The organism is Mycobacterium timonense (assembly GCF_025821985.1).
In the GTDB taxonomy this organism is placed as follows: domain Bacteria; phylum Actinomycetota; class Actinomycetes; order Mycobacteriales; family Mycobacteriaceae; genus Mycobacterium; species Mycobacterium avium.
In genome coordinates, this window is record NZ_JACKSY010000008.1 from 158,602 (window position 1) to 179,124 (window position 20,523).

Below are 20,523 nucleotides of genomic sequence, written 5' to 3' on the forward strand. Positions count from 1 at the left end.
GTCCGCGGCTCGCCGATCCGTCGGGCTGGTGATCTCATAATGCGAGACGCTAGTATCTCCTTGTGAGACAGCATAGCGGCATCGGCGTCCTGGACAAAGCGGTGGGTGTGCTGCACACCGTCGCCCAATCACCCTGTGGGTTGGCCGAACTGTGCGAGCGGACCGAGCTGCCCCGCGCCACCGCCTACCGGTTGGCGGCCGCGCTCGAGGTGCATCGCCTGCTGGCGCGCGGCGACGACGGGCGCTGGCGGCTCGGCCCGGCGGTCACCGAACTGGCGGCACACGTCAACGATCCGCTGCTGGCCGCCGGCAGCGCGGTGCTGCCGCTGTTGCGCGAGACCACCGGCGAGAGCGTGCAGCTGTACCGGCGCGAGGGCACCGACCGGGTGTGTGTGGCCGCACTGGAACCCGCTGCGGGCCTTAGGGATACGGTTCCGGTCGGGGCGCGGCTGCCGATGACCGCGGGGTCGGGCGCCAAGGTGTTGCTCGCCCACAGCGACGCCGCCACCCAGAAGGCGGTGCTGGCGAACGCGAAATTCACCGAGCGCACGCTGGCCGAGGTGCGGCGGCGCGGCTGGGCGCAAAGCGTGGCCGAACGCGAGCCGGGGGTGGCCAGCGTGTCGGCGCCGGTGCGCGACAGCCGCGGTGCTGTCATCGCGGCCATCTCGGTGTCGGGCCCCATCGACCGGATCGGCCGGCGCCCCGGAGCGCGCTGGGCCGCCGATCTGGTGTCCGCCGCCGAAGCGCTCACCCGCCGCCTCTAGTTCCTTTCTCGCGAGCAGACACAGAAGTCCCCTTTTCGGACGACTTTCGGGTGCTTTTGCGTCTGCTCGCGAGGGGACACAGCGGACCTGACAGACTGACCGGCATGGGAACCAATCAGCGCGCGAGCATCGTCATGTCCGACGATGAGATCGCCGACTTCGTCGTCAAGAGCCGCACCGGCACGCTGGCCACCATCGGCCGGGACGGGCAGCCTCATCTGACCGCCATGTGGTACGCCGTCGTCGACGGCGAGATCTGGCTGGAGACCAAGGCCAAGTCGCAGAAGGCCATCAACCTCAAGCGCGACCCGCGGGTGAGCTTCCTCATCGAGGACGGCGACACCTACGACACCCTGCGCGGCGTGTCGTTCGAAGGGGTGGCGGAACTCGTCGACGATCCCGACGTCGCCCACCGGGTGGGGGTCAGCGTCTTCGAGCGCTACACCGGTCCCTACACCGACGAGATGAAGCCGTTCGTTGAGCAGATGATGAACAAGCGGGTCTGTGTTCGCATCGTGGCCCACCGGGCGCGTTCCTGGGATCACCGCAAACTCGGCTTGCCGCCCATGCCGGTGGGTGGATCGACGGCGCCGGCGGTGCTGGGCACCGACCGGTGACCGCGGTCTTGGTTTTGTAGCCCCGATGGGATTCGAACCCACGCTACCGCCGTGAGAGGGCGGCGTCCTAGGCCGCTAGACGACGGGGCCAGACACGATCCACAGACGATCCGAGGTGTCAGCATAGCTCACCCCGCTAAGCCCACCTAATCGCTTGGAACGGCGGGGTTTTGCTGGGGTACCAGGACTCGAACCTAGAACGGCTGAACCAGAATCAGCTGTGTTGCCAATTACACCATACCCCATTGGCTGCCTAAAACAGCTGGTCAGCGTCGATCTCGGGCTTTTGTTAGCGCTTCGGGGACCGCCGCCGCCAGTCGTTCTTCGGCCTTTGTGAACCGCAGTGCAGACTACCAAAGACTCGCCGGGGCCATCCGCACGTGTGGTGCTCGTCGCTCAGGCGCTGTGCTGACCGGCCCGCTCCCGCGCCGCGCGCAACCTCCGCAAGCTGCGGTCGCGGCCCAGCAGCTGCAGCGATTCGAACAGCGGCGGGCTGATCGTCGTCCCGGTGGCGCCCACCCGGATCGGCCCGAACGCCTTGCGCGGTTTGAGGCCCAGGCCGTCGATGAGCGCGGTCTTCAGCGCGGCCTCGATCTGCGGCGCCGCCCAGTCCGTCACGGCGTCCAGCGCGGGCAGCGCCGCGTCCAGCACCGCGGCGCCGTCGGGCCCCAGCTCCTTGGCGGCGGCCTTCGGGTCGATCGCGTACTCGTCGTCGTTGAGGAACTTCAACAGGTCCCACGCGTCGCCGAGCACCACGATGCGGGTCTGCACCAACTCGGCGGCGGTGGCGAACGCCGCGTCGTCGAGCGCGAGGCGATGCCCGTGGACGTCGAGGTAGTCGCGCAGCCTGGCGGCGAAGTCCGCGGCGGTCAGCATCCGGATGTGCTCGGCGTTGAGCGCGTCGGCCTTCTTCTGGTCGAAGCGGGCCGGATTGGAGTTGACGTCGACGACGTCGAAGGCGGCCACCATCTCGTCCAGGCTGAACACGTCGCGGTCGTCGGCGATGGCCCAGCCCAGCAGCGCAAGGTAATTGAGCAGCCCTTCGGGGATGAAGCCGCGGTCGCGGTGGGCGAACAGGTTGGACTGGGGGTCGCGCTTGGAGAGCTTTTTGGTGCCCTCCCCCAATACCGTTGGCAGGTGGGCGAACTGCGGGATGCGCTCGGCCACGCCGATTCGGATCAGCGCCTGATACAGCGCGAGCTGACGCGGTGTCGAGGGCAGCAGGTCCTCGCCGCGCAGCACGTGGGTGATCTTCATCAGCGCGTCGTCGCACGGGTTGACCAACGTGTACAAGGGATCTCCGTTGGCGCGGGTCAACGCGAAGTCGGGCACGGAGCCGGCGGCGAAGACGGTGCTGCCGCGGACCAGGTCGTCCCAGCCGAGATCTTCGTCGGGCATCCGCAGCCGCACCACCGGTTGGCGGCCCTCGGCCAGGAAGGCGGCGCGCTGCGAATCGGTGAGGTGGCGATCGAAGTTGTCGTAGCCCAGCTTGGGATTACGGCCGGCGGCGATGTGCCGCGCCTCGACCTCCTCCGGGGTGGAGAAGGCGTAATACGCCTCGCCCGCCTCGACCAGCTTGGCCACCACGTCGCGGTAGATCTCGCCGCGCTGTGACTGCCGGTAGGGGCCGTACGGGCCGCCCACCTCCGGCCCCTCGTCCCAGTCCAGGCCCAGCCAGCGCAGCGCGTCCAGCAGCGCCAGGTAGCTTTCCTCGCTGTCGCGCGCCGCGTCGGTGTCCTCGATGCGAAACACGAAGGTGCCGCCGGTGTGTCGGGCATAGGCCCAATTGAACAGCGCCGTGCGGACCATGCCGACGTGCGGAGCGCCGGTGGGCGACGGGCAGAATCGGACCCGGACGTTTGCGGGTGCAGTCACGATTTTCCTTTGCGGACCACGGGATTGGTGAGGGTACCGATGCCCTCGATGGTGATGGAGACGGTGTCGCCGTCCTCGATGGGACCCACGCCCGCCGGTGTTCCGGTGAGGATGAGATCACCGGGCAGCAGGGTCATCACGGCCGAGATCCATTCGACGATGGAGCCGATGTCGTGGATCAGCAGCGACGTGCGGCTGCGTTGTTTGACCTCGCCGTTGACCTCGGTGCGCAATTCCAGGTCGCCCGGGTCCAGCGGATTGAGGTCGGTGACGATCCACGGCCCGACCGGGCAGAAGGTGTCATGGCCCTTGGCCCGCGTCCACTGACCATCGGATCGTTGTTGGTCGCGCGCCGACACGTCGTTGCCGATGGTGTAGCCGAGGATGTTCTCGGCGGCCTGGGCGGCCGAGACGTCCTTGCAGGGCCGGCCGATCACCACCGCCAGCTCGCCCTCGAAGTGCACGGGTGATGCGTTGGCCGGCAACCGAATCGGCACGTTCGGTCCGATGATGGCGGTGTTGGGTTTGAGGAAGATCACCGGGTCGGCCGGCACGGGGCCGGTCGCCTCGCCCATCTCGGCGATGTGGTCGGCGTAGTTCTTGCCGACGCACACCACCTTGCTGGCCAGTATCGGGGCGAGCAGCCGGACGTCGGCGAGCGGCCACGACCGGCCGGTGAAGTTGGGGGTGCCGAATGGATGCTCGGCGATTTCGCGGGCGATCATCTCGGCGGGGTTGTCGAGTTCGCCCTCGATACTGACGAAGGCGACACCGTCGGGGCTGGCGATTCGACCAAGGCGCATTTGGCTCAGCCTAGTGAGGGCCGCGAGCGCGGCGTAGCCGGGCGTGGCGGGCCGTCACCATCGAGCCCCGTGACGGCCGCGAGCGCGGCGTAGCCGGGCGTGGCGGGCCGTCGACCCCAAGCACCGATGACCGGCAACGGCACACGTCCTACCCCTAAATATCCCGGCGGTATGCAAGCATGGGGAATGCAGACCGACCCCGTCGCCACGCCCGACGTCGGCGCCGGCACCCGCTGGTCGATCATGGTCGTTTCGCTGCTGGCGACGGCGAGTTCCTTTCTGTTCATCAACGGCGTCGCATTCTTGATCCCGTCGCTGCAAGGCGCGCGCGGGATTCGGCTCGACGAAGCCGGTCTGCTGGCCTCGATGCCCAGCTGGGGAATGGTGGTCACGCTGGTGGCGTGGGGCTACGTGCTGGACCGGGTCGGCGAGCGGGTGGTGATGACCACCGGCTCGGCGCTGACCGCACTGGCCGCCTACGCCGCGTCGTCGGCACACTCCATGGTGCTGATCGCGGCGTACCTGTTTCTCGGCGGCATGGCGGCGGCCAGCTGCAACACGGCCGGCGGCCGACTGGTGTCGGCCTGGTTCCCCCCGCACCAGCGCGGGCTGGCGATGGGCATCCGCCAAACCGCGCAACCGTTGGGAATCGCGTTGGGCGCCATGGTCATTCCCGAGCTGGCCGAACACGGTCCGCAGGCGGGACTGCGCTTCACCGCGCTGGCATGCGTGTTCGGCGCGGTCGCCAGCGTGATCGGTATCGTCGACCCGCCGCGCAAGCCCCGCGCCAGCGCCAGCGATCAGGAACTCGCCAGCCCGTATCGAGGGTCGTTGACGCTGTGGCGAATTCACGCGGTGGCGGGCCTGATGATGATGCCGCAGACGGTGACGGTGACGTTCATGCTGGTGTGGTTGATCCGGAACCTGCACTGGTCCGTCGCGGCCGCCGGCGCATTGGTGACGCTCTCCCAGCTGCTCGGTGCGCTCGGCCGGGTCGCGGTGGGCCGCTGGTCGGACCGGCTCGGCTCGCGGATGCGGCCCGTCCGCTACATCGCGGCCGCGGCGGTGCTGGTTCTGCTGCTGTTGGCCTGGGCCGACTACCTCAATTCGCGGTGGCAGGCCGGCCTGATGGTGGCCATCTCGGTGATCGCGGTGCTCGACAACGGGCTGGAGGCCACCGCGATCACCGAATTCGCCGGGCCGTATTGGAGTGGACGCGCCCTGGGCATCCAGAACACCACCCAGCGGATGATGGCGGCCGCCGGTCCGCCGTTGTTCGGCGCGTTGATTTCGGCCGCGAAATATCCACCGGCATGGCTGTTGTGCGCGTTGTTCCCCTTGGCGGCGATGCCGCTGGTGCCGACGCGGCTGCTGCCGCCCGGCTTGGAAACTAGAGCGCGGCGGCAATCCGTTCGCCGACTTCGGTGGTGGCGGGCCGTTCGTTCCCACGCGTTGCCAGATATCGTTCGACGGCCCGGTCAACCCGGGTAGCGGCGGCGTCCTCGCCGAGGTGGGCGAGCAGCAGCGCCACCGACATGATCGCGGCCGTGGGATCGGCGACGCCTTGGCCGGCGATGTCGGGCGCGCTGCCGTGCACGGGCTCGAACATCGACGGATTGGTCCGGGTGCCGTCGATATTTCCACTGGCGGCCAAGCCAATTCCGCCGCACACCGCGGCCGACAGGTCGGTGATGATGTCGCCGAACAGGTTGTCGGTGACGATCACGTCGAAGCGGCCCGGATCGGTGACCATGAAGATGGTGGCGGCGTCGATGTGCTGATATGCCACCTCGACATCGGGGTAGTCCCGGCCGACCTCGGCCACGATGCGTGACCACAACTTGCCGGCGAAGGTCAGCACGTTCGTCTTGTGCACCAGCGTCAAATGCTTGCGGCGCCGCCGGGCGCGCTGGAAGGCGTCAACGACCACCCGGCGCACCCCGAAAGCGGTGTTCTGACTGACCTCGGTCGCGACTTCGTTGGGCGTGCCGACGCGGATGGCGCCGCCGGTCCCCGTGTAGGGGCCTTCGGTGCCCTCGCGCACCACCACGAAATCGATGTCGGGGTTTCCGGCCAGTGGGCTGCTCACTCCCGGATACAGCCGGCCGGGTCGCAAGTTGATGTGATGGTCCAGCTCAAAACGCAAGCGCAGCAACAGACCTCGCTCCAGCACGCCGCTGGGCACCGACGGATCGCCGATGGCGCCGAGCAGGATCGCGTCATGCGCGCGCAACTCGTCGATCACCGAGTCCGGCAGCAGCTCACCGGTGGCGTGGTAACGCCTTGCGCCCAGGTCGTATTCGGTCTTGTCCACACCGGGCAGCACCGCGTCAAGCACCTTGAGCGCCTCGGCCGTCACCTCCGGGCCGATCCCGTCGCCGCCGATCACCGCGAGTTTCATCGGCGCCGCTCCTCCTCATCGCTACGCTCTGCATCGTCGCCGGGGCGGTTCACGAGAGATCAACCACCTCAAGCTTGTTCGCGCCGACCGCCGCGCCGATGGCCGACCGCACATCGGCCGGCACGTCTTGATCCAGCCGCAGCAGAATCGTCGCGCCTGGGCCCTCGGCGTCCTCGGACAGCTGCGCGGCTTGGATGTTCACCCCGGCCGAGCCCAATAGGGTGCCGATCTTGCCCAGCGCACCGGGCTGGTCGACGTAGTTGATCACCAGGTTGATGCCGCGGGCGCGCAGGTCGAAGTTGCGGCCGTTGATCTGCACGATCTTCTCCACCAGCTGCGGCCCGGACAGCGTTCCCGCGACGTTGACGACGGTGCCGTCGTGCGACACCGCGCGGACGTCGACCACGCTGCGGTGGTTGGGGCTTTCCGAGGCGGTGCTGATCTCGGCGGTGACGCCGCGCTCTTCGGCCAGCGCCGGCGCGTTCACGAACGTCACGGGCCCCTCCACGACGGCGGAGAACAACCCCCGCAGAGCCGAAAGTTTCAGCACCTCAACGTCTTCCGACGCCAACTCGCCGCGCACCTGCACCGACAGCGACACCGGCGGGCCGTCGGACAGCGTGGCGGCCAGCAGGCCGAGCTTGCGCACCAGGTCCAGCCAGGGCGCCACCTCCTCGTTCACCGTGCCCCCGGCGACGTTGACCGCGTCGGGAACGAATTCCCCGGCCAGAGCGAGCTTTACGCTCGCAGCGACGTCGGTGCCCGCCCGATCCTGCGCCTCGGTGGTGGACGCACCCAGATGCGGCGTGACCACCACCTGCGGCAGCTCGAACAGCGGGCTGTCGGTGCACGGCTCCTTGGAGAACACGTCCAGGCCGGCCGCGCGCACGTGGCCGCTGCGCACCGCGTCGGCCAGCGCCGCCTCGTCGACCAGGCCACCGCGGGCGGCGTTGACGATGATGACGCCCGGCTTGGTCTTGGCCAGCGCGTCCTTGTCGATCAGCCCCGCCGTCTCGGGGGTCTTGGGCAGGTGCACGGAGATGAAGTCGGCGCGGGCCAGCAGCTCGTCCAACGACAACAGCTCGATACCCAGCTGCGCGGCGCGGGCCGGCGACACGTACGGGTCGTAGGCGATGAGGTGAGTGCCGAAGGCGCTGAGCCGCTGGGCAACCAGCTGCCCGATCCGGCCCAGCCCGACGACGCCGACCGTCTTGCCGAAGATCTCGGTGCCCGAGAAGGACGACCGCTTCCAGGTGTGCTCGCGCAGCGAGGCGTCGGCCGCCGGGATCTCGCGCGCGGCGGCCAGCAGCAGCGCCAGCGCGTGCTCGGCGGCGCTGTGGATGTTCGAGGTCGGCGCGTTGACCACCAGCACCCCGCGCTCGGTGGCGGCGTCCACGTCGACGTTGTCCAGGCCCACCCCGGCGCGCGCGACGATCTTCAGCTTGGGCGCGGCCGCCAGCACCTCGGCGTCGACGGTGGTGGCCGAGCGCACCAGCAGCGCGTCGGCCTCCGGCACGGCCGCCAGCAGCTTCTCCCGGTCGGGCCCGTCTACCCAGCGCACCTCGACCTGGTCACCCAGGGCCGCGACGGTTGATTCGGCGAGTTTGTCGGCAATGAGTACAACTGGCAGATTCACCCGGCCAGCCTATCGGCTGTAATTGACGGGTGGACGTCACCATCGTCGGCAGCGGACCCAACGGGCTGACCGCTGCGCTCATCTGCGCCCGGGCCGGCCTGAAAGTGCAGGTCGTGGAAGCTCAACCGACCTTCGGTGGCGGCGCGCGCACCGCGGCCGACCCCGACTCAGCGGGAGTTTTGCACGACATCTGCTCGGCGGTGCATCCGCTGGCACTGGCCTCGCCGTTCTTCGCCGAGTTCGACCTGCCCGCCCGCGGCGTGCAACTGGTGGTGCCGGAGATCTCCTACGCCAACCCGCTGCCGGGCCGCCCGGCGGCGATCGCCTACCGCGATCTGGACCGCACCTGCGCCGAACTGGAGCACGGCGCGTCCTTCCGGCGGTTGCTCGGCCCGTTGGTCGCCCGCTCCGAGGACGTGGTGGCCCTGCTGCTGGGCGACAAGCGTTCGCTGCCGAACTCGCCGACGTCGGCGTTGCGGCTCGGGCTGCGGATGCTCGCCCAGGGCACGCCCGCCTGGGGGACGCTGGCCGGCGAGGACGCCCGCGCGCTGTTCACCGGCGTTGCCGCCCATATCATTTCGCGGATGCCGTCGTTGACGGCGGCCGGCGCCGGGTTGATGCTGGCCACGCTGGCGCATTCGGTCGGCTGGCCGATCCCGGTCGGCGGCAGCCAGGCGATCACCGACGCGCTGATCGCCGACCTGCGCGCGCACGGCGGCAAACTCACCGCGGGCGCCGAGGTCACCGAACCGCCGGGCGGTGTGGTCGCCTACGACACAGCGCCGACCGCCCTGCTGCGGATCTACGGTGACGCTCTGCCACCTCGGTACGCGAAAGCGTTGCGGCGCTACACCTTTGGTCCCGGTGTCGCCAAGGTCGACTTCGTGCTTTCCGACGAGATCCCGTGGTCGGACCCGCGGCTGCGGCAGGCCCCCACCCTGCACCTGGGCGGCACCCGGGAGCAGATGGCCCGCGCCGAAGCCGACATCGCCGCCGGCCGGCACGCGCAGTGGCCGATGGTGCTGGCCGCGTCCCCGCACGTCGCCGACCCCGGGCGCATCGACGCCGCCGGCCGTCGCCCGTTCTGGACCTACGCCCACGTGCCGGCGGGGTCCACACTCGACGCCACCGAGGCCGTCACCGCGGTGGTCGAGCGGTTCGCGCCCGGTTTCCGCGACGTCGTGGTCGCGGCGCGCGCGATACCGGCCGCCCGGTTGTGCGATCACAACGCCAACTACGTGGGCGGCGACATCGGGATCGGCGGCAACTCCGCGTGGCGGGCGATCGCGGGGCCCACGCCACGGGTAAACCCTTGGAGCACACCGATTCCCAAGGTGTATCTGTGCTCCGCGGCAACCCCGCCCGGGGGCGGCGTGCACGGCATGGCCGGCTACTACGCCGCCCGCACGCTGTTGCGCCGCGAGTTCGGCCTCGACATGCCTAGGCTGGCTCCATGACCAAACTCGCGATCATCTACTACTCGGCCACCGGACATGGCACCACGATGGCGCGACGCGTCGCCGCGGCCGCCGAGTCGGCCGGGGCGCAGGTCCGGCTGCGGCACGTCGCCGAAACCCAGGACCCGGAATCGTTCGCCCACAATCCGGCCTGGACGGCCAATTACCAAGCGACGAAAGACCTTCCGGCGGCCACCGGCGACGACATCGTCTGGGCCGACGCGGTGATCTTCGGCTCCCCGACCCGCTTCGGCTCGCCCGCCGCGCAACTGCGCGCGTTTCTCGACTCGCTGGGCGGACTGTGGGCGCAAGGCAAGCTCGCCGACAAGGTGTATGCGGGGTTCACCTCGTCCAACACCCTGCACGGCGGCCAGGAAACCACGCTGCTGTCGCTGTACATCACGCTGATGCATTTCGGGGGCATCATCGTGGCGCCGGGCTACACCGATCCGTCCAAGTTCGTCGACGGCAACCCGTACGGGGCGAGCCTGGTCACCACCCACGACAACATCCACGAGTTCGACGAGCCCACCGCGAACGCCCTCGACCATCTGGCCCGCCGGGTGGTCGAGACGGCGGGACGGCTGGCTTCCTAGCTGACGAACGTCACGCCAGCGTGACACCGGTGACCGAGTGTCACGCCAGCGTGACGGTCGACGAAAGCGCTAGGCCGTCTCGGTGATCGGCCGGTCGACCCAGCTCATCAGGTCGCGCAGCCGCTTGCCGACCACCTCGATCGGGTGCTCGGCGTTCTCCTTGCGCAGCTGCTCGAGTTGCTTGTTGCCGCCCTCGACGTTGGCGACCAGCTTCTTGACGAAGTCGCCGTTCTGGATGTCGCGCAGGATCTCGCGCATCCGGTCCTTGGTCCCGGCGTCGATGACGCGGGGCCCAGACAGATAGCCACCGAACTCCGCGGTGTCGGACACCGAGTAGTTCATCCGCGCGATGCCGCCCTCGTACATCAGGTCGACGATCAGCTTGAGCTCGTGCAGCACCTCGAAGTACGCCATCTCCGGCGGGTAGCCCGACTCGACCATCACGTCGAAACCGGCCTTCACCAATTCCTCTGTGCCACCGCACAACACGGCCTGCTCACCGAACAGGTCGGTCTCGGTCTCGTCCTTGAAGGTGGTCTTGATCACGCCGGCCCGGGTGCCGCCGATGGCCTTGGCGTAGGACAGCGCCAGCGCCTCACCCTTGCCTGTCGGGTCCTGGTCGACGGCGATCAGGCAGGGCACACCCTTGCCGTCGACGAACTGGCGGCGCACCAGGTGGCCGGGCCCCTTGGGGGCGACCATCGCGACGGTGACCTCGGCGGGCGGCTTGATCAGGCCGAAGTGGATGTTGAGCCCGTGACCGAAAAACAATGCGTCGCCGTCCGACAGGTTCGGCTCGATGTCGTTCTTGAAGATGTCGGCCTGCGCGGTGTCGGGGGCCAGCAGCATGATGACGTCGGCCCACTTGGCCACCGCGGCCGGGGTGTCGACGTCGAGGCCCTGCTCGGAAACCTTGGCGCGCGACTTCGAACCCTCCTTCAGGCCCACCTTCACCTGCACGCCGGAGTCGCGCAGGCTCAGCGAGTGCGCATGCCCCTGGCTGCCGTATCCGATGACGCCGACCTTGCGACCCTGGATGATGGTCAGGTCCGCATCGTCGTCGTAGAACATCGGCAATGTCTCCCCGGACGGGTTAGCCACTTCACTATCTCCTTCTCGTTGCAGCTGAAAACTTACTTGGCCGTGCCGATTCCGCGCGGACCGCGGGACAACGACACCACTCCCGATTGGACGATCTCACGGATACCGAAGGGCTCCAGCACCCGCAGCAGCGCCTCGATCTTGCCGCGGTCACCGGTGGCCTCGATCGTCAGCGCCTCCGGCGAAACGTCAATCACCTTGGCGCGGAACAGGTTCACCGCCTCGATCACCTGACTGCGGGTGCCGGCGTCGGCGCGCACCTTGATCAACGCCAATTCCCGCGACACCGAGTTGCCGTCCTCCAGCTCAACGATCTTGATGACGTTGATCAGCTTGTTGAGCTGCTTGGTGATCTGCTCGAGCGGGGTCTCCTCGGCGGACACCACGATCGTCATCCGCGACATGTCCTTCTGCTCGGTGGCACCGACCGCAAGCGATTCGATGTTGAAACCGCGCCGGCTGAACAGCGCCGCCACCCGGGCGAGCACACCCGGTTTGTCTTCGACCAGCACCGACAGCGTGTGCGTCTGCGGACTCATCAGGCGTGCCCTTCGGTCTCGTCGTCGAACAGCGGGCGGATCCCGCGGGCGGCCTGGATCTCGTCGTTGCTGGTGCCGGCGGCCACCATCGGCCACACCTGCGCGTCGGCGCCGACGATGAAGTCGATCACCACCGGCCGGTCGTTGATCGCCCGGGCAGCGTTGATCACGTCGACGACGTCTTCCTCACGCTCGCAACGCAATCCGACGCAGCCCAGCGCCTCGGCGAGCTTGACGAAGTCCGGGATGCGGTGCGAGTGGGTGGCCAGATCCGTTTGCGAATACCGCTCTTCGTAGAACAGGGTCTGCCACTGGCGCACCATGCCCAGGTTGCCGTTGTTGATCAGCGCCACCTTGATCGGGATGCCCTCGACGGCGCAGGTGGCCAGCTCCTGGTTGGTCATCTGGAAACAACCGTCGCCGTCGATCGCCCACACCTCGGCCTCCGGACGGCCCATCTTGGCGCCCATCGCGGCCGGAATGGCGAACCCCATGGTGCCCAGGCCGCCGGAATTGAGCCAGGTGCGCGGCTTCTCGTAGGAGATGAACTGGGCCGCCCACATCTGATGCTGACCCACGCCCGCCACGTACAGGGCGTCCGGCCCGGCGATCTGGCCCAGCTTCTCGATGACGTACTCCGGGCCGAGGCTGCCGTCGCTCTGCGGCCCGTAGCTCAGCGGATAGGTGGACTGGACGTCGTCGAGGTAGGCCCACCAGTCGGCGATGTCGAGATTGCCGGGCGCCCCGTCGTGGCGCAGCATCTCGACCAGTTCGGCGATGACGGCCTTGACGTCGCCGACGATCGGCACGTCGGCATGCCGGTTCTTGCCGATCTCGGCCGGGTCGATGTCGGCGTGGATGACCTTGGCTTCCGGGGCGAAGGTGTCCAGCTTGCCGGTCACCCGGTCATCGAACCGCGTACCCAGCGCGATCAGCAGGTCGCTGCGCTGCAGGGCCGCCACCGCCGCGACGGTGCCGTGCATCCCGGGCATGCCCAGGTGCTGACGGTGGCTGTCCGGGAACGCGCCGCGGGCCATCAGCGTGGTCACCACCGGGATGCCGGTCAGCTCGGCCAGTTCGCGCAGCTGCTCGCTGGCCTCCCCGCGGATGACACCGCCGCCCACGTACAGCACCGGTTTGCGCGCGGCCGCGATCAGCTTGGCGGCTTCGCGGATCTGCCGGCTGTGCGGTTTGGTGGTCGGCTTGTACCCGGGCAGGTGGATGCGCGGCGGCCAGCTGAACGTGCACTGGCCCTGCAGCACGTCCTTGGGGATGTCGACGAGCACCGCGCCGGGGCGGCCGGAGGCGGCGATGTGGAACGCCTCGGCAAGCACCTGCGGGATTTCGTTGCCGGAGCGGACCAGGAAGTTGTGCTTGGTGATCGGCATGGTGATGCCGGAGATGTCGGCCTCCTGGAAGGCGTCGGTACCGATCAGCGTGCGTCCCACCTGGCCGGTGACGGCGACGACGGGGATCGAGTCCATCTGGGCGTCGGCCAGCGCCGTGACCAGGTTGGTGGCGCCCGGACCGGAGGTGGCCATGCAGACACCGACCTTGCCGGTGGCGTGCGCGTAGCCGCTGGCGGCGTGACCGGCGCCCTGCTCGTGGCGGACCAGCACGTGCCGCAGCTTCTTGGAGTCGAACAGCGGGTCATAGACCGGCAGCACCGCGCCGCCGGGAATGCCGAAGATCACCTCGACGCCGAGCTCCTCCAGCGATCGGATCACCGATTGTGCACCGGTAACTTGTTCGGGCCCAATGCGTTTCGGTTTGCCGGCGGCGGGCTTCGCGGCCGGGGCCGGCGGGGCCGGGGCGATGCCGGCAGCGCCGGGTGCGTCGGGGGCGGGCCGCCTGGTGGGAGCGCTCACTGTCGATCAGTCCTTATTCACTCTGGGAGTCTCGCGGGGCAACAAAAAACCCCCGACAGCTTGTGCTGCACGAGGGTTGCGCGTTGGTGCTGGATTGCTTCACATGCTGACGGGCAACTCAGGCACCAACGCGCCTAATTACTACGAGCATCCCGGGCTTTCCGGCGGTATCCATAGCGCTCGACGGTAGTCTTCGCACAGCTCAGCAGTCAAATCCGTGGCCGTGGGCGCCCCGCTGCTCAGGGTGAAATGATGGTCGGGTGGCCCGTGGTTCGTCGTCCCCAGCACCGTCCCCACCGCCCGCTGCGGCCCCGGTGGTGATCAAGGTGTCACCCATCGCGCACCTGGCCGTCGGGTTTTTGACCTTGGGCCTGCTGATACCGGTGATGCTCTGGCCACCGTCGGCGCCGTTGCTGCTGCTGCCGCTGCTGCTTTCGGCGCTGATCGTGCGGTTGCGGACCGTCGCCGACGATCGCGGCGTGACCGTGCGCACGCTGCTGGACAGCCGGACGGTGCGCTGGGACGACATCGACGGGCTGCGTTTCCACCGTGGTTCCTGGGCGCGCGCCCGCCTGAAAAGCGGCGACGAGCTGCGCCTGCCGGCGGTCACGTTCGCGACGCTGCCGGAGCTGACCCGGGCCAGCGCCGGCCGGGTGCCCAACCCGTACCAGTGAAACCGGTGAAAACGCCGCTCAGCCGATCGGATTCACGCCGTTGAGCGCCACCCACACCCCGACACCGGCGGCGATGCCGGCCAGCAGGGCGACGAACGACCCGATGAAGGGCCGGTGCGCCCAGCCGCGCCGCGCGTCCAGGCCGTAGCGGCCCGGTCCGCACAGGATGACCGCGGTCGCCATCACGATGAGGGTGATCTGGTATTCGTGCCCCTGGGGCAGGAAGAACGAGAAGGTGTGCGCGTGCGGCCGCGCCGAGACCGTCGCCAGCAGGCCGTTGATCAAGAACGCCAGCGCGCCCGCCGCGGCCAGCGGGGTGAACAGGCCCAGCACCAGCAGCACCCCGGCCACCAGCTCGCCGCCGGCACTGACGTAGGCCAGGATGTCGGCGTGCTGGTAGCCGACGTCGGACAGTGAGTTCCGGAGTCCCGTCACGCCCGAGCCGCCCCACCAGCCGAACAGCTTCTGCAGCCCGTGGGCGCCCAGCACCACGCCCAGCCCGGCCCGCAACACCAGCAAACCCAGGTGCTGGGTTCCGCGCCGGCCGACGTCGAGCAACCGGTCGTGGTGCTCGTCGTCGTCGACGTCGGTCGGCTCGGGGGCCGCGTGCCGGGCCGCCGAATGCGGCTGGACGTAGGGCAACGGCTCCTGCTGTTCGAGCAGGTGGTAGCCCGCGGCCCCGGAGCCGGCGACCGCCGCGGCGCCGCCGTAGGGGATGACGGTGGTGGTCCCGGTGGACGGATTGAAGTCGCCGGGGTATCCGACCGGGGTCAGGTCATCTTCGGGATCGACCAGCCGTGCCGAGGCGGGGCGTCCCGGGGTTGGCTCCGGGGATTCGCCGGGCCGCTGCCAATGTGCGTCATTCGGTTGACTGGTCACGGGTGTCAGGGTAAGGGCAGTTGGCCCCGAATTGGGGATTTGAGCGGCGCTTTCGCCAGGCAATCGGCGGTTTGCCCGCCAAATGGGCCCGCCGGGGCCCGAAATCGGCCCGCCGGCCCGTTTTGAGGGCCGGTGCCGGGCGGGCCGAACGCGCTCTCAATGCCGCTTTCGGGGCCGGACATGCGGGACGCGTGTGGCGGCGGGGTCGGCAATGTCCGTAGCCTGACGGTCATGCGAGGAGGGCGATCAGGGCGGTCGGTGCGGCGCGGGCTCGCTGCGCTGTGCGGCCTCGTGCTGCTGACGAGCGGGTGCGCACGCTTCAACGACGCGCAGTCGCAGCCGTTCACCACGGCCCCCGAGCTCAAGCCGCAGCCGAGCTCGACGCCTCCCCCGCCGCCGCCGCTGCCGCCCACCCCCTTCCCCAAGGCCTGTCCGGCTCCCGGAGTGATGCAGGGCTGCCTGGAGAGCACCAGCGGCCTGATCATGGGCCCCGACAGCAAAACCGCCCTGGTCGCCGAGCGCACCACCGGCGCGGTCAAAGAGATCTCGGTCAGCGCGGAGCCGAAGGTGAAGACGGTCATCCCGGTCGATCCGTCCGGGGACGGCGGGTTGATGGACATCGTGCTCTCACCGACGTATCAGCAGGACCGCCTGATGTACGCCTACGTCAGCACGCCGACCGACAATCGGGTCATCCGGGTGGCCGACGGCGACATCCCCAAGGACATCCTGACCGGGATTCCCAAGGGCGCCACCGGCAACACCGGCGCGCTGATGTTCACCAGCCCCACCACGCTGGTGGTGCTGACCGGCGATGCGGGCAATCCCGCGCTGGCCGCCGATCCCAAGTCGCTGGCCGGCAAGGTGCTGCGCATCGAGCAGCCCACCACCGTCGGGCAGGCGCCGCCGACCACCGCGCTGTCCGGGGTCGGCTCCGGCGGCGGCCTGTGCACGGACCCGGTCGACGGCTCGCTGTACGTCGCCGACCGCACCCCGACGGCGGACCGGTTGCAGCGCATCACCAAGACCTCGGACGTCTCCACGGTGTGGACCTGGCCGGACAAACCCGGCGTGGCCGGGTGCGCGGCGATGGACGGGACCGTACTGGTGAACCTGATCAACACCAAGATGACGGTCGCGGTGCGGCTGGCGCCGAACACCGGCGCGGTCACCGGCGAACCCGACGTGGTGCGCAAGGACACCCACGCGCACGCGTGGGCGCTGCGCATGTCGCCGGACGGAAACGTCTGGGGCGCAACGGTCAACAAGACGGCCGGGGACGCCGAGAAGCTGGACGACGTGGTGTTCCCGCTGTTCCCGCAGGGCGGCGGCTTCCCGCGCAACAACGACGACAAGACCTAACTGTCGACGCGTCGAGCGTGGGCCCTGGGTACGAAATTCGTTGATTAGTGCGTCTTTTCCCACACGCTCGGCGAGCTGCGGGTGCTCAGCCTAGCCTTGGCCGCAGGCGGCCAGTACCAGTTCGCGCACCCGCGCGGCGTCGGCCTGGCCGCGGGTGGCCTTCATCACCGCCCCGACGATCGCGCCGGCCGCCGCGATCTTGCCGCCGCGGATCTTCTCCGCCACATCGGGATTGGCGGCCAACGCCTCGTCGACCGCGGCCTGGGTGACCGAGTCGTCGCGCACCAGCTCGAGGCCTCGGGCGTTCATCACCTGATCGGGTTCGCCCTCCCCGGCCAGCACGCCTTCCACGACCTGGCGGGCCAGCTTGTTGGAGAGTTTGCCCTCGTCGACCAGGGCGATCACCGCGGCCACCTGGGCGGGGCTGATGTTCAGTTCGTCCAGCCCGACGTTGGCCTCATTGGCCTTTTGCACCAAGAAGTTTCCCCACCAGGCGCGGGCCTGCTCACTGGGTGCGCCGTGCTTGACGGTCTCGATGACCAGGTCCACCGCCCCGGCGTTGACCAGATCGCGCATCACCTCGTCGGAAACGCCCCACTCCTGCTGAATCCGCTTGCGGCTCAACCACGGTAGCTCGGGGATGGTCAGCCGCAGCCGCTCCACCAGTTCGCGGCTGGGCGCAACGGGCTCCAGGTCGGGCTCGGGGAAGTAGCGGTAGTCCTCGGCGGTCTCCTTGACGCGCCCGGGGCTGGTGTAGCCCGCTTCGTGAAAGTGGCGGGTTTCCTGGGTGATCCGGCCGCCCGAGGCCAGAACCGCGGCCTGGCGCTGCATTTCGTAACGCACCGCCACCTCGACGCTCTTGAGCGAGTTGACGTTCTTGGTTTCGGTGCGGGTTCCGAACTCGGCGGTGCCGATCGGTTTCAGCGACACGTTGGCGTCGCAGCGCATGGAGCCCTGATCCATCCGGACGTCGGATACACCCAAGGTGCGCAACAGGTCTCGTAAAGCCGTCACATACGCCCGGGCGATCTGCGGTGCCCGCTCTCCCGCGCCGACGATGGGTTTGGTGACGATCTCGATCAACGGCACACCGGCACGGTTGTAGTCGATCAGCGACGTCGTCGCGCCGTGAATGCGGCCCGTCTCGCTGCCGATGTGGGTGAGCTTGCCGGTGTCCTCCTCCATGTGCGCGCGTTCGATGTCCACCCGCCAGGTGGTGCCGTCGTCCAGCGGCGCCTCCAGGTAGCCGTTGATGGCGATGGGCTCGTCGTACTGCGAAATCTGGTAGTTCTTCGGCATGTCCGGGTAGAAGTAGTTCTTCCGGGCGAACCGGCACCAGGGCACGATCTCGCAATTGAGTGCCAGCCCGATCCGGATGGCCGACTCGACCGCCGCCTGGTTGAGCACCGGCAGCGAGCCGGGCAGCCCCAGGCACACGGGGCACACCTGGGTGTTGGGTTCGGCGCCGAACGCGGTGGTGCAGCCGCAGAACATCTTGGTCACCGTGGACAGCTCGACGTGCACCTCGAGCCCGAGCACCGGATCGAAACGCGCGATGACGTCGTCGTAGTCCATAAGCTCGGCGTTGGCGGCAACACTCATGGCGTCGATCCTAGTGGGGACCGCGACCGCGCTGCTCTCCCCTGCCCGGGAACATATCGGCCAGTGCGGCCGCCATCTCGAGGTAGCTGCGCCGGCTTTCCTTGCTCAACCGGTCCAGCGCGATCTTTCTGCCCTCGTGCACGTGCCGGTCGAACGGCAACACCACGGTGGCGCCGACCCGGGCGGACAGCCGGTCGAGTTCGGTGACGGCCACCGCGTCCACCTTGGCCGGCTCGACATGGTTGACGGCCAGCACGGTCGAGCGCATCAGTCGCTGATACCCGTTGTGGCGCAACCACTCCAGCGTGGTCTGGGTCTTGCGGATGGCGTCGATCGCCGGGCTGGTGACCACCACCAGCGCTCGCGACTCCGGCAGGACCGCTTCCATCACACTGGAATTGAGCGCCTTGACACAATCGACTGACACCACCGAGTAGTGGTTGCGCAGCATCGAAAACGCCTTGACGACGTCCTGGCGCTCCAGCCGCCAGTCGGTGCGCGCATAGTCCGGCAAGCCGAGCACTTCCAGCCCGAAGCCGTTCATATAGGTCAGCGCCCGGATGTCCTCGTACCGGGTCGCCGGGCCGCCGCGCAGCAGGTCGGCCATGCTGTGCGGGTTGTGCCGGCCGTGCCGCTCCGCGAGATCGCCGGCGTCGATGTCCAGGGCGAGCACCCGGTCGTCGCGCACGGCGGCGAAGGTGGAACCGAGCGCCTCCACCACCGCCGTCTTGCCCACTCCGCCCTTGAGGTTGAGCACGGCGATGGGAAAGGCGGCGCCGACGGCCGCCCGAATGCGGGCCCGGAGTTCGTTTTCGTAGGTGGCTTCCTTGCCCGGGCCGAGGTCGATTCCGGTGAGGCGATGCACCAGGCCCCGCCAGTCGAACCGGGCCGCCTGGTCCTCCCGCTGGTCGAAGCGGTCCAGCGCGGTGGCGCCCAGCGTCGGCGTCGGCCGAACGGGCGACGAAACCCGCCGGGACGGCGCGGGCGGCCGGCGACCGGCCGGGCCGTGCGGTTGCGGGACGGTGGCGGCCGCGGGGTCGTTGCCGGGGCGCCATCCGGGCGGACGCGGCGCGCCCGGCGGCCCCGCCGATGCAGCGGGCTGCTGAACGGCTCCGCGAATCGCACCGCGGTTGCGCATACCCCCGGTATAACCCTTATGACCGGGTCCGGAAACCACAAATAGGCGGTCAATGCGTCAACCTGGACCGTTCGCCGGCGAATTCAGGCCGCGGTTGACTCGTCGCCACCGATTGTTTGCCCGGACCGCGGGCCCGACCGCCTAACCGAAGAACGCGGCGGCGTCGTCGTAGCGGCTTTCGGGCACCAGCTTGAGCTGACGCACCGCGTCGGCCAGCGGCACCCGTCCGATGTCCTGCCCGCGCAGCGACACCATCTGGCCGTACTCCCCGGCGTGCGCGGCGTCGGCCGCGTTCACACCGAACCGGGTGGCCAGCACCCGGTCGTAGGCGGTCGGGGTGCCGCCGCGCTGCACGTGGCCCAGCACCGTCACCCGGACCTCCTTGTTGATCCGCTTCTCCACCTCGGCACCCAGCTGCGCGGCCACCCCGGTGAAGCGCTCATGGCCGAATTCGTCAATCCCGCCTTCCCGCAAGGAAATCGAACCGGGGATGGGTTTGGCACCCTCGGCGACGACGCAGATGAAATGCGAATCCCCGCGCTGGAAGCGACGTTTGACGAGCCGGCAGACTTCTTCGACGTCGAAGGGCTGCTCGGGGATCAGGGTCATGTGCGCGCCGGAGGCCAGTCCGGCGTTGAGCGCGATCCAGCCGGCGTGCCGGCCCATCACCTCCACCAGCATCACCCGTTGATGCGATTCGGCCGTGCTGTGCAGGCGGTCGATCGCGTCGGTGGCGACGGTCAAGGCGGTGTCGTGGCCGAAAGTCACGTCGGTGCAATCGATGTCGTTGTCGATGGTCTTCGGCACCCCGACCACGGGAACATTCTCCTCGGAGAGCCAGTGCGCGGCCGTCAGCGTCCCTTCGCCGCCGATCGGGATGAGGACGTCGATCCCGTTGTCGTCGAGGGTCTGCTTGATCTGGTTCAGCCCGGCCCGCAACTTGTCCGGGTGCACGCGGGCGGTGCCCAGCATGGTCCCGCCCTTGGCCAGCAGCCGGTCGTTGCGGTCGTCGTTGTGCAACTGGATGCGCCGGTTCTCCAGCAACCCGCGCCAGCCGTCCTGGAATCCGACCACCGACGAGCCGTACCGGGAGTCGCAGGTCCGCACCACCGCCCGGATGACGGCGTTGAGCCCGGGGCAGTCGCCGCCTCCGGTGAGCACTCCGATCCGCATGACCTCATCTTGCCTGGGGCGGCGGCTTCATGGCGAGC

At 69.0% G+C, this 20,523-nt stretch carries 18 protein-coding genes and 2 tRNA genes; 7 read left to right on the forward strand and 13 right to left on the reverse strand.

What is annotated here, in order from left to right:
• The first annotated feature begins 62 nt into the window (after nucleotides 1-62).
• The gene (locus H7I87_RS01925) at nucleotides 63-764 is read left to right on the forward strand and encodes an IclR family transcriptional regulator (protein ID WP_003875015.1); all 702 of its coding nucleotides are present in this window, start codon (nucleotides 63-65) and stop codon (nucleotides 762-764) included.
• A 104-nt stretch (nucleotides 765-868) separates the two neighbouring features.
• Nucleotides 869-1,381 carry a pyridoxamine 5'-phosphate oxidase family protein gene (locus H7I87_RS01930; protein WP_033717624.1) on the forward strand — a complete coding sequence of 171 codons (513 nt, stop codon included), beginning with the start codon at nucleotides 869-871 and terminating at the stop codon, nucleotides 1,379-1,381.
• A 17-nt stretch (nucleotides 1,382-1,398) separates the two neighbouring features.
• On the opposite strand, the gene H7I87_RS01935 is transcribed toward H7I87_RS01930, so the two are convergent.
• The 4 genes from H7I87_RS01935 to H7I87_RS01950 form a co-directional block, all read right to left on the reverse strand.
• Nucleotides 1,399-1,471, reverse strand: a tRNA-Glu gene (locus H7I87_RS01935).
• A gap of 83 nt (nucleotides 1,472-1,554) precedes the next feature.
• Nucleotides 1,555-1,626 (reverse strand) — tRNA-Gln (locus H7I87_RS01940).
• A 151-nt stretch (nucleotides 1,627-1,777) separates the two neighbouring features.
• Nucleotides 1,778-3,256, reverse strand: a complete 1,479-nt coding sequence (gene gltX, locus H7I87_RS01945) for a glutamate--tRNA ligase (RefSeq protein WP_076220925.1) — start codon at nucleotides 3,254-3,256, stop codon at nucleotides 1,778-1,780.
• Nucleotides 3,253-4,059: a fumarylacetoacetate hydrolase family protein gene (locus H7I87_RS01950; RefSeq protein WP_003878741.1), complete on the reverse strand. Its 807-nt coding sequence runs from the start codon at nucleotides 4,057-4,059 to the stop codon at nucleotides 3,253-3,255. The genes gltX and H7I87_RS01950 overlap by 4 nt, the downstream gene beginning before the upstream one ends.
• 186 nt (nucleotides 4,060-4,245) lie before the next feature.
• On the opposite strand from H7I87_RS01950, the gene H7I87_RS01955 reads away from it, so the two are divergent.
• Nucleotides 4,246-5,550, forward strand: coding sequence for an MFS transporter (locus tag H7I87_RS01955; protein WP_050483954.1), 1,305 nt, complete (start codon nucleotides 4,246-4,248; stop codon nucleotides 5,548-5,550).
• Here H7I87_RS01955 and H7I87_RS01960 read toward each other — a convergent pair.
• Entirely contained in the window at nucleotides 5,450-6,460 is a 1,011-nt protein-coding gene (locus H7I87_RS01960) for a 3-isopropylmalate dehydrogenase (protein WP_019733040.1), read from the reverse strand. The two genes, H7I87_RS01955 and H7I87_RS01960, sit on opposite strands and share 101 nt — an antisense overlap.
• A 49-nt stretch (nucleotides 6,461-6,509) precedes the next feature.
• Nucleotides 6,510-8,096 (reverse strand): phosphoglycerate dehydrogenase, encoded by a 1,587-nt coding sequence (gene serA / locus H7I87_RS01965; RefSeq protein WP_009978240.1) that lies wholly within the window; start codon nucleotides 8,094-8,096, stop codon nucleotides 6,510-6,512.
• A gap of 29 nt (nucleotides 8,097-8,125) precedes the next feature.
• Here serA and H7I87_RS01970 point away from each other — a divergent pair, with 29 nt between their 5' ends.
• Nucleotides 8,126-9,553: a phytoene desaturase family protein gene (locus H7I87_RS01970; RefSeq protein ID WP_019733039.1), complete on the forward strand. Its 1,428-nt coding sequence runs from the start codon at nucleotides 8,126-8,128 to the stop codon at nucleotides 9,551-9,553.
• A complete protein-coding gene (wrbA, locus tag H7I87_RS01975; RefSeq protein WP_019733038.1) occupies nucleotides 9,550-10,149 on the forward strand; it encodes an NAD(P)H:quinone oxidoreductase in 600 nt (199 codons plus the stop codon). Before H7I87_RS01970 ends, wrbA begins: the two co-directional genes overlap by 4 nt.
• A 69-nt stretch (nucleotides 10,150-10,218) precedes the next feature.
• Here wrbA and ilvC read toward each other — a convergent pair whose 3' ends face one another.
• From ilvC to H7I87_RS01990, 3 genes are all read right to left on the reverse strand, one after another.
• Nucleotides 10,219-11,220, reverse strand: a complete 1,002-nt coding sequence (gene ilvC, locus H7I87_RS01980; protein WP_019733037.1) for a ketol-acid reductoisomerase — start codon at nucleotides 11,218-11,220, stop codon at nucleotides 10,219-10,221.
• A gap of 62 nt (nucleotides 11,221-11,282) precedes the next feature.
• Nucleotides 11,283-11,789, reverse strand: a complete 507-nt coding sequence (gene ilvN / locus H7I87_RS01985; protein WP_003878744.1) for an acetolactate synthase small subunit — start codon at nucleotides 11,787-11,789, stop codon at nucleotides 11,283-11,285.
• Complete coding sequence (locus tag H7I87_RS01990; protein WP_009978243.1) at nucleotides 11,789-13,657, reverse strand: acetolactate synthase large subunit; 1,869 nt, start codon at nucleotides 13,655-13,657, stop codon at nucleotides 11,789-11,791. Before H7I87_RS01990 ends, ilvN begins: the two co-directional genes overlap by 1 nt.
• A gap of 314 nt (nucleotides 13,658-13,971) precedes the next feature.
• Between H7I87_RS01990 and H7I87_RS01995 the strand changes: the two genes are divergently transcribed.
• Complete coding sequence (locus H7I87_RS01995; RefSeq protein WP_081256546.1) at nucleotides 13,972-14,331, forward strand: PH domain-containing protein; 360 nt, start codon at nucleotides 13,972-13,974, stop codon at nucleotides 14,329-14,331.
• An 18-nt stretch (nucleotides 14,332-14,349) separates the two neighbouring features.
• On the opposite strand, the gene H7I87_RS02000 is transcribed toward H7I87_RS01995, so the two are convergent.
• Nucleotides 14,350-15,210: a DoxX family protein gene (locus tag H7I87_RS02000; RefSeq protein WP_003875001.1), complete on the reverse strand. Its 861-nt coding sequence runs from the start codon at nucleotides 15,208-15,210 to the stop codon at nucleotides 14,350-14,352.
• 231 nt (nucleotides 15,211-15,441) lie between these two features.
• Between H7I87_RS02000 and H7I87_RS02005 the strand changes: the two genes are divergently transcribed.
• On the forward strand, nucleotides 15,442-16,572 hold the full coding sequence (locus tag H7I87_RS02005) for a PQQ-dependent sugar dehydrogenase (protein WP_044088370.1): 1,131 nt from the start codon (nucleotides 15,442-15,444) through the stop codon (nucleotides 16,570-16,572).
• A gap of 90 nt (nucleotides 16,573-16,662) precedes the next feature.
• Here the strand turns inward: H7I87_RS02005 and gatB are convergent, their stop codons facing one another.
• The 3 genes from gatB to H7I87_RS02020 all read right to left on the reverse strand — a co-directional run bounded on the left by gatB (nucleotide 16,663) and on the right by H7I87_RS02020 (nucleotide 20,485).
• Nucleotides 16,663-18,174, reverse strand: coding sequence for an Asp-tRNA(Asn)/Glu-tRNA(Gln) amidotransferase subunit GatB (gatB, locus tag H7I87_RS02010; RefSeq protein ID WP_019733034.1), 1,512 nt, complete (start codon nucleotides 18,172-18,174; stop codon nucleotides 16,663-16,665).
• 10 nt (nucleotides 18,175-18,184) lie between these two features.
• Complete coding sequence (locus H7I87_RS02015; RefSeq protein ID WP_196243710.1) at nucleotides 18,185-19,312, reverse strand: MinD/ParA family ATP-binding protein; 1,128 nt, start codon at nucleotides 19,310-19,312, stop codon at nucleotides 18,185-18,187.
• Between the two features lie 141 nt (nucleotides 19,313-19,453).
• A complete protein-coding gene (locus H7I87_RS02020; protein ID WP_003874997.1) occupies nucleotides 19,454-20,485 on the reverse strand; it encodes an ATP-dependent 6-phosphofructokinase in 1,032 nt (343 codons plus the stop codon).
• Nucleotides 20,486-20,523: the final 38 nt, after the last annotated feature.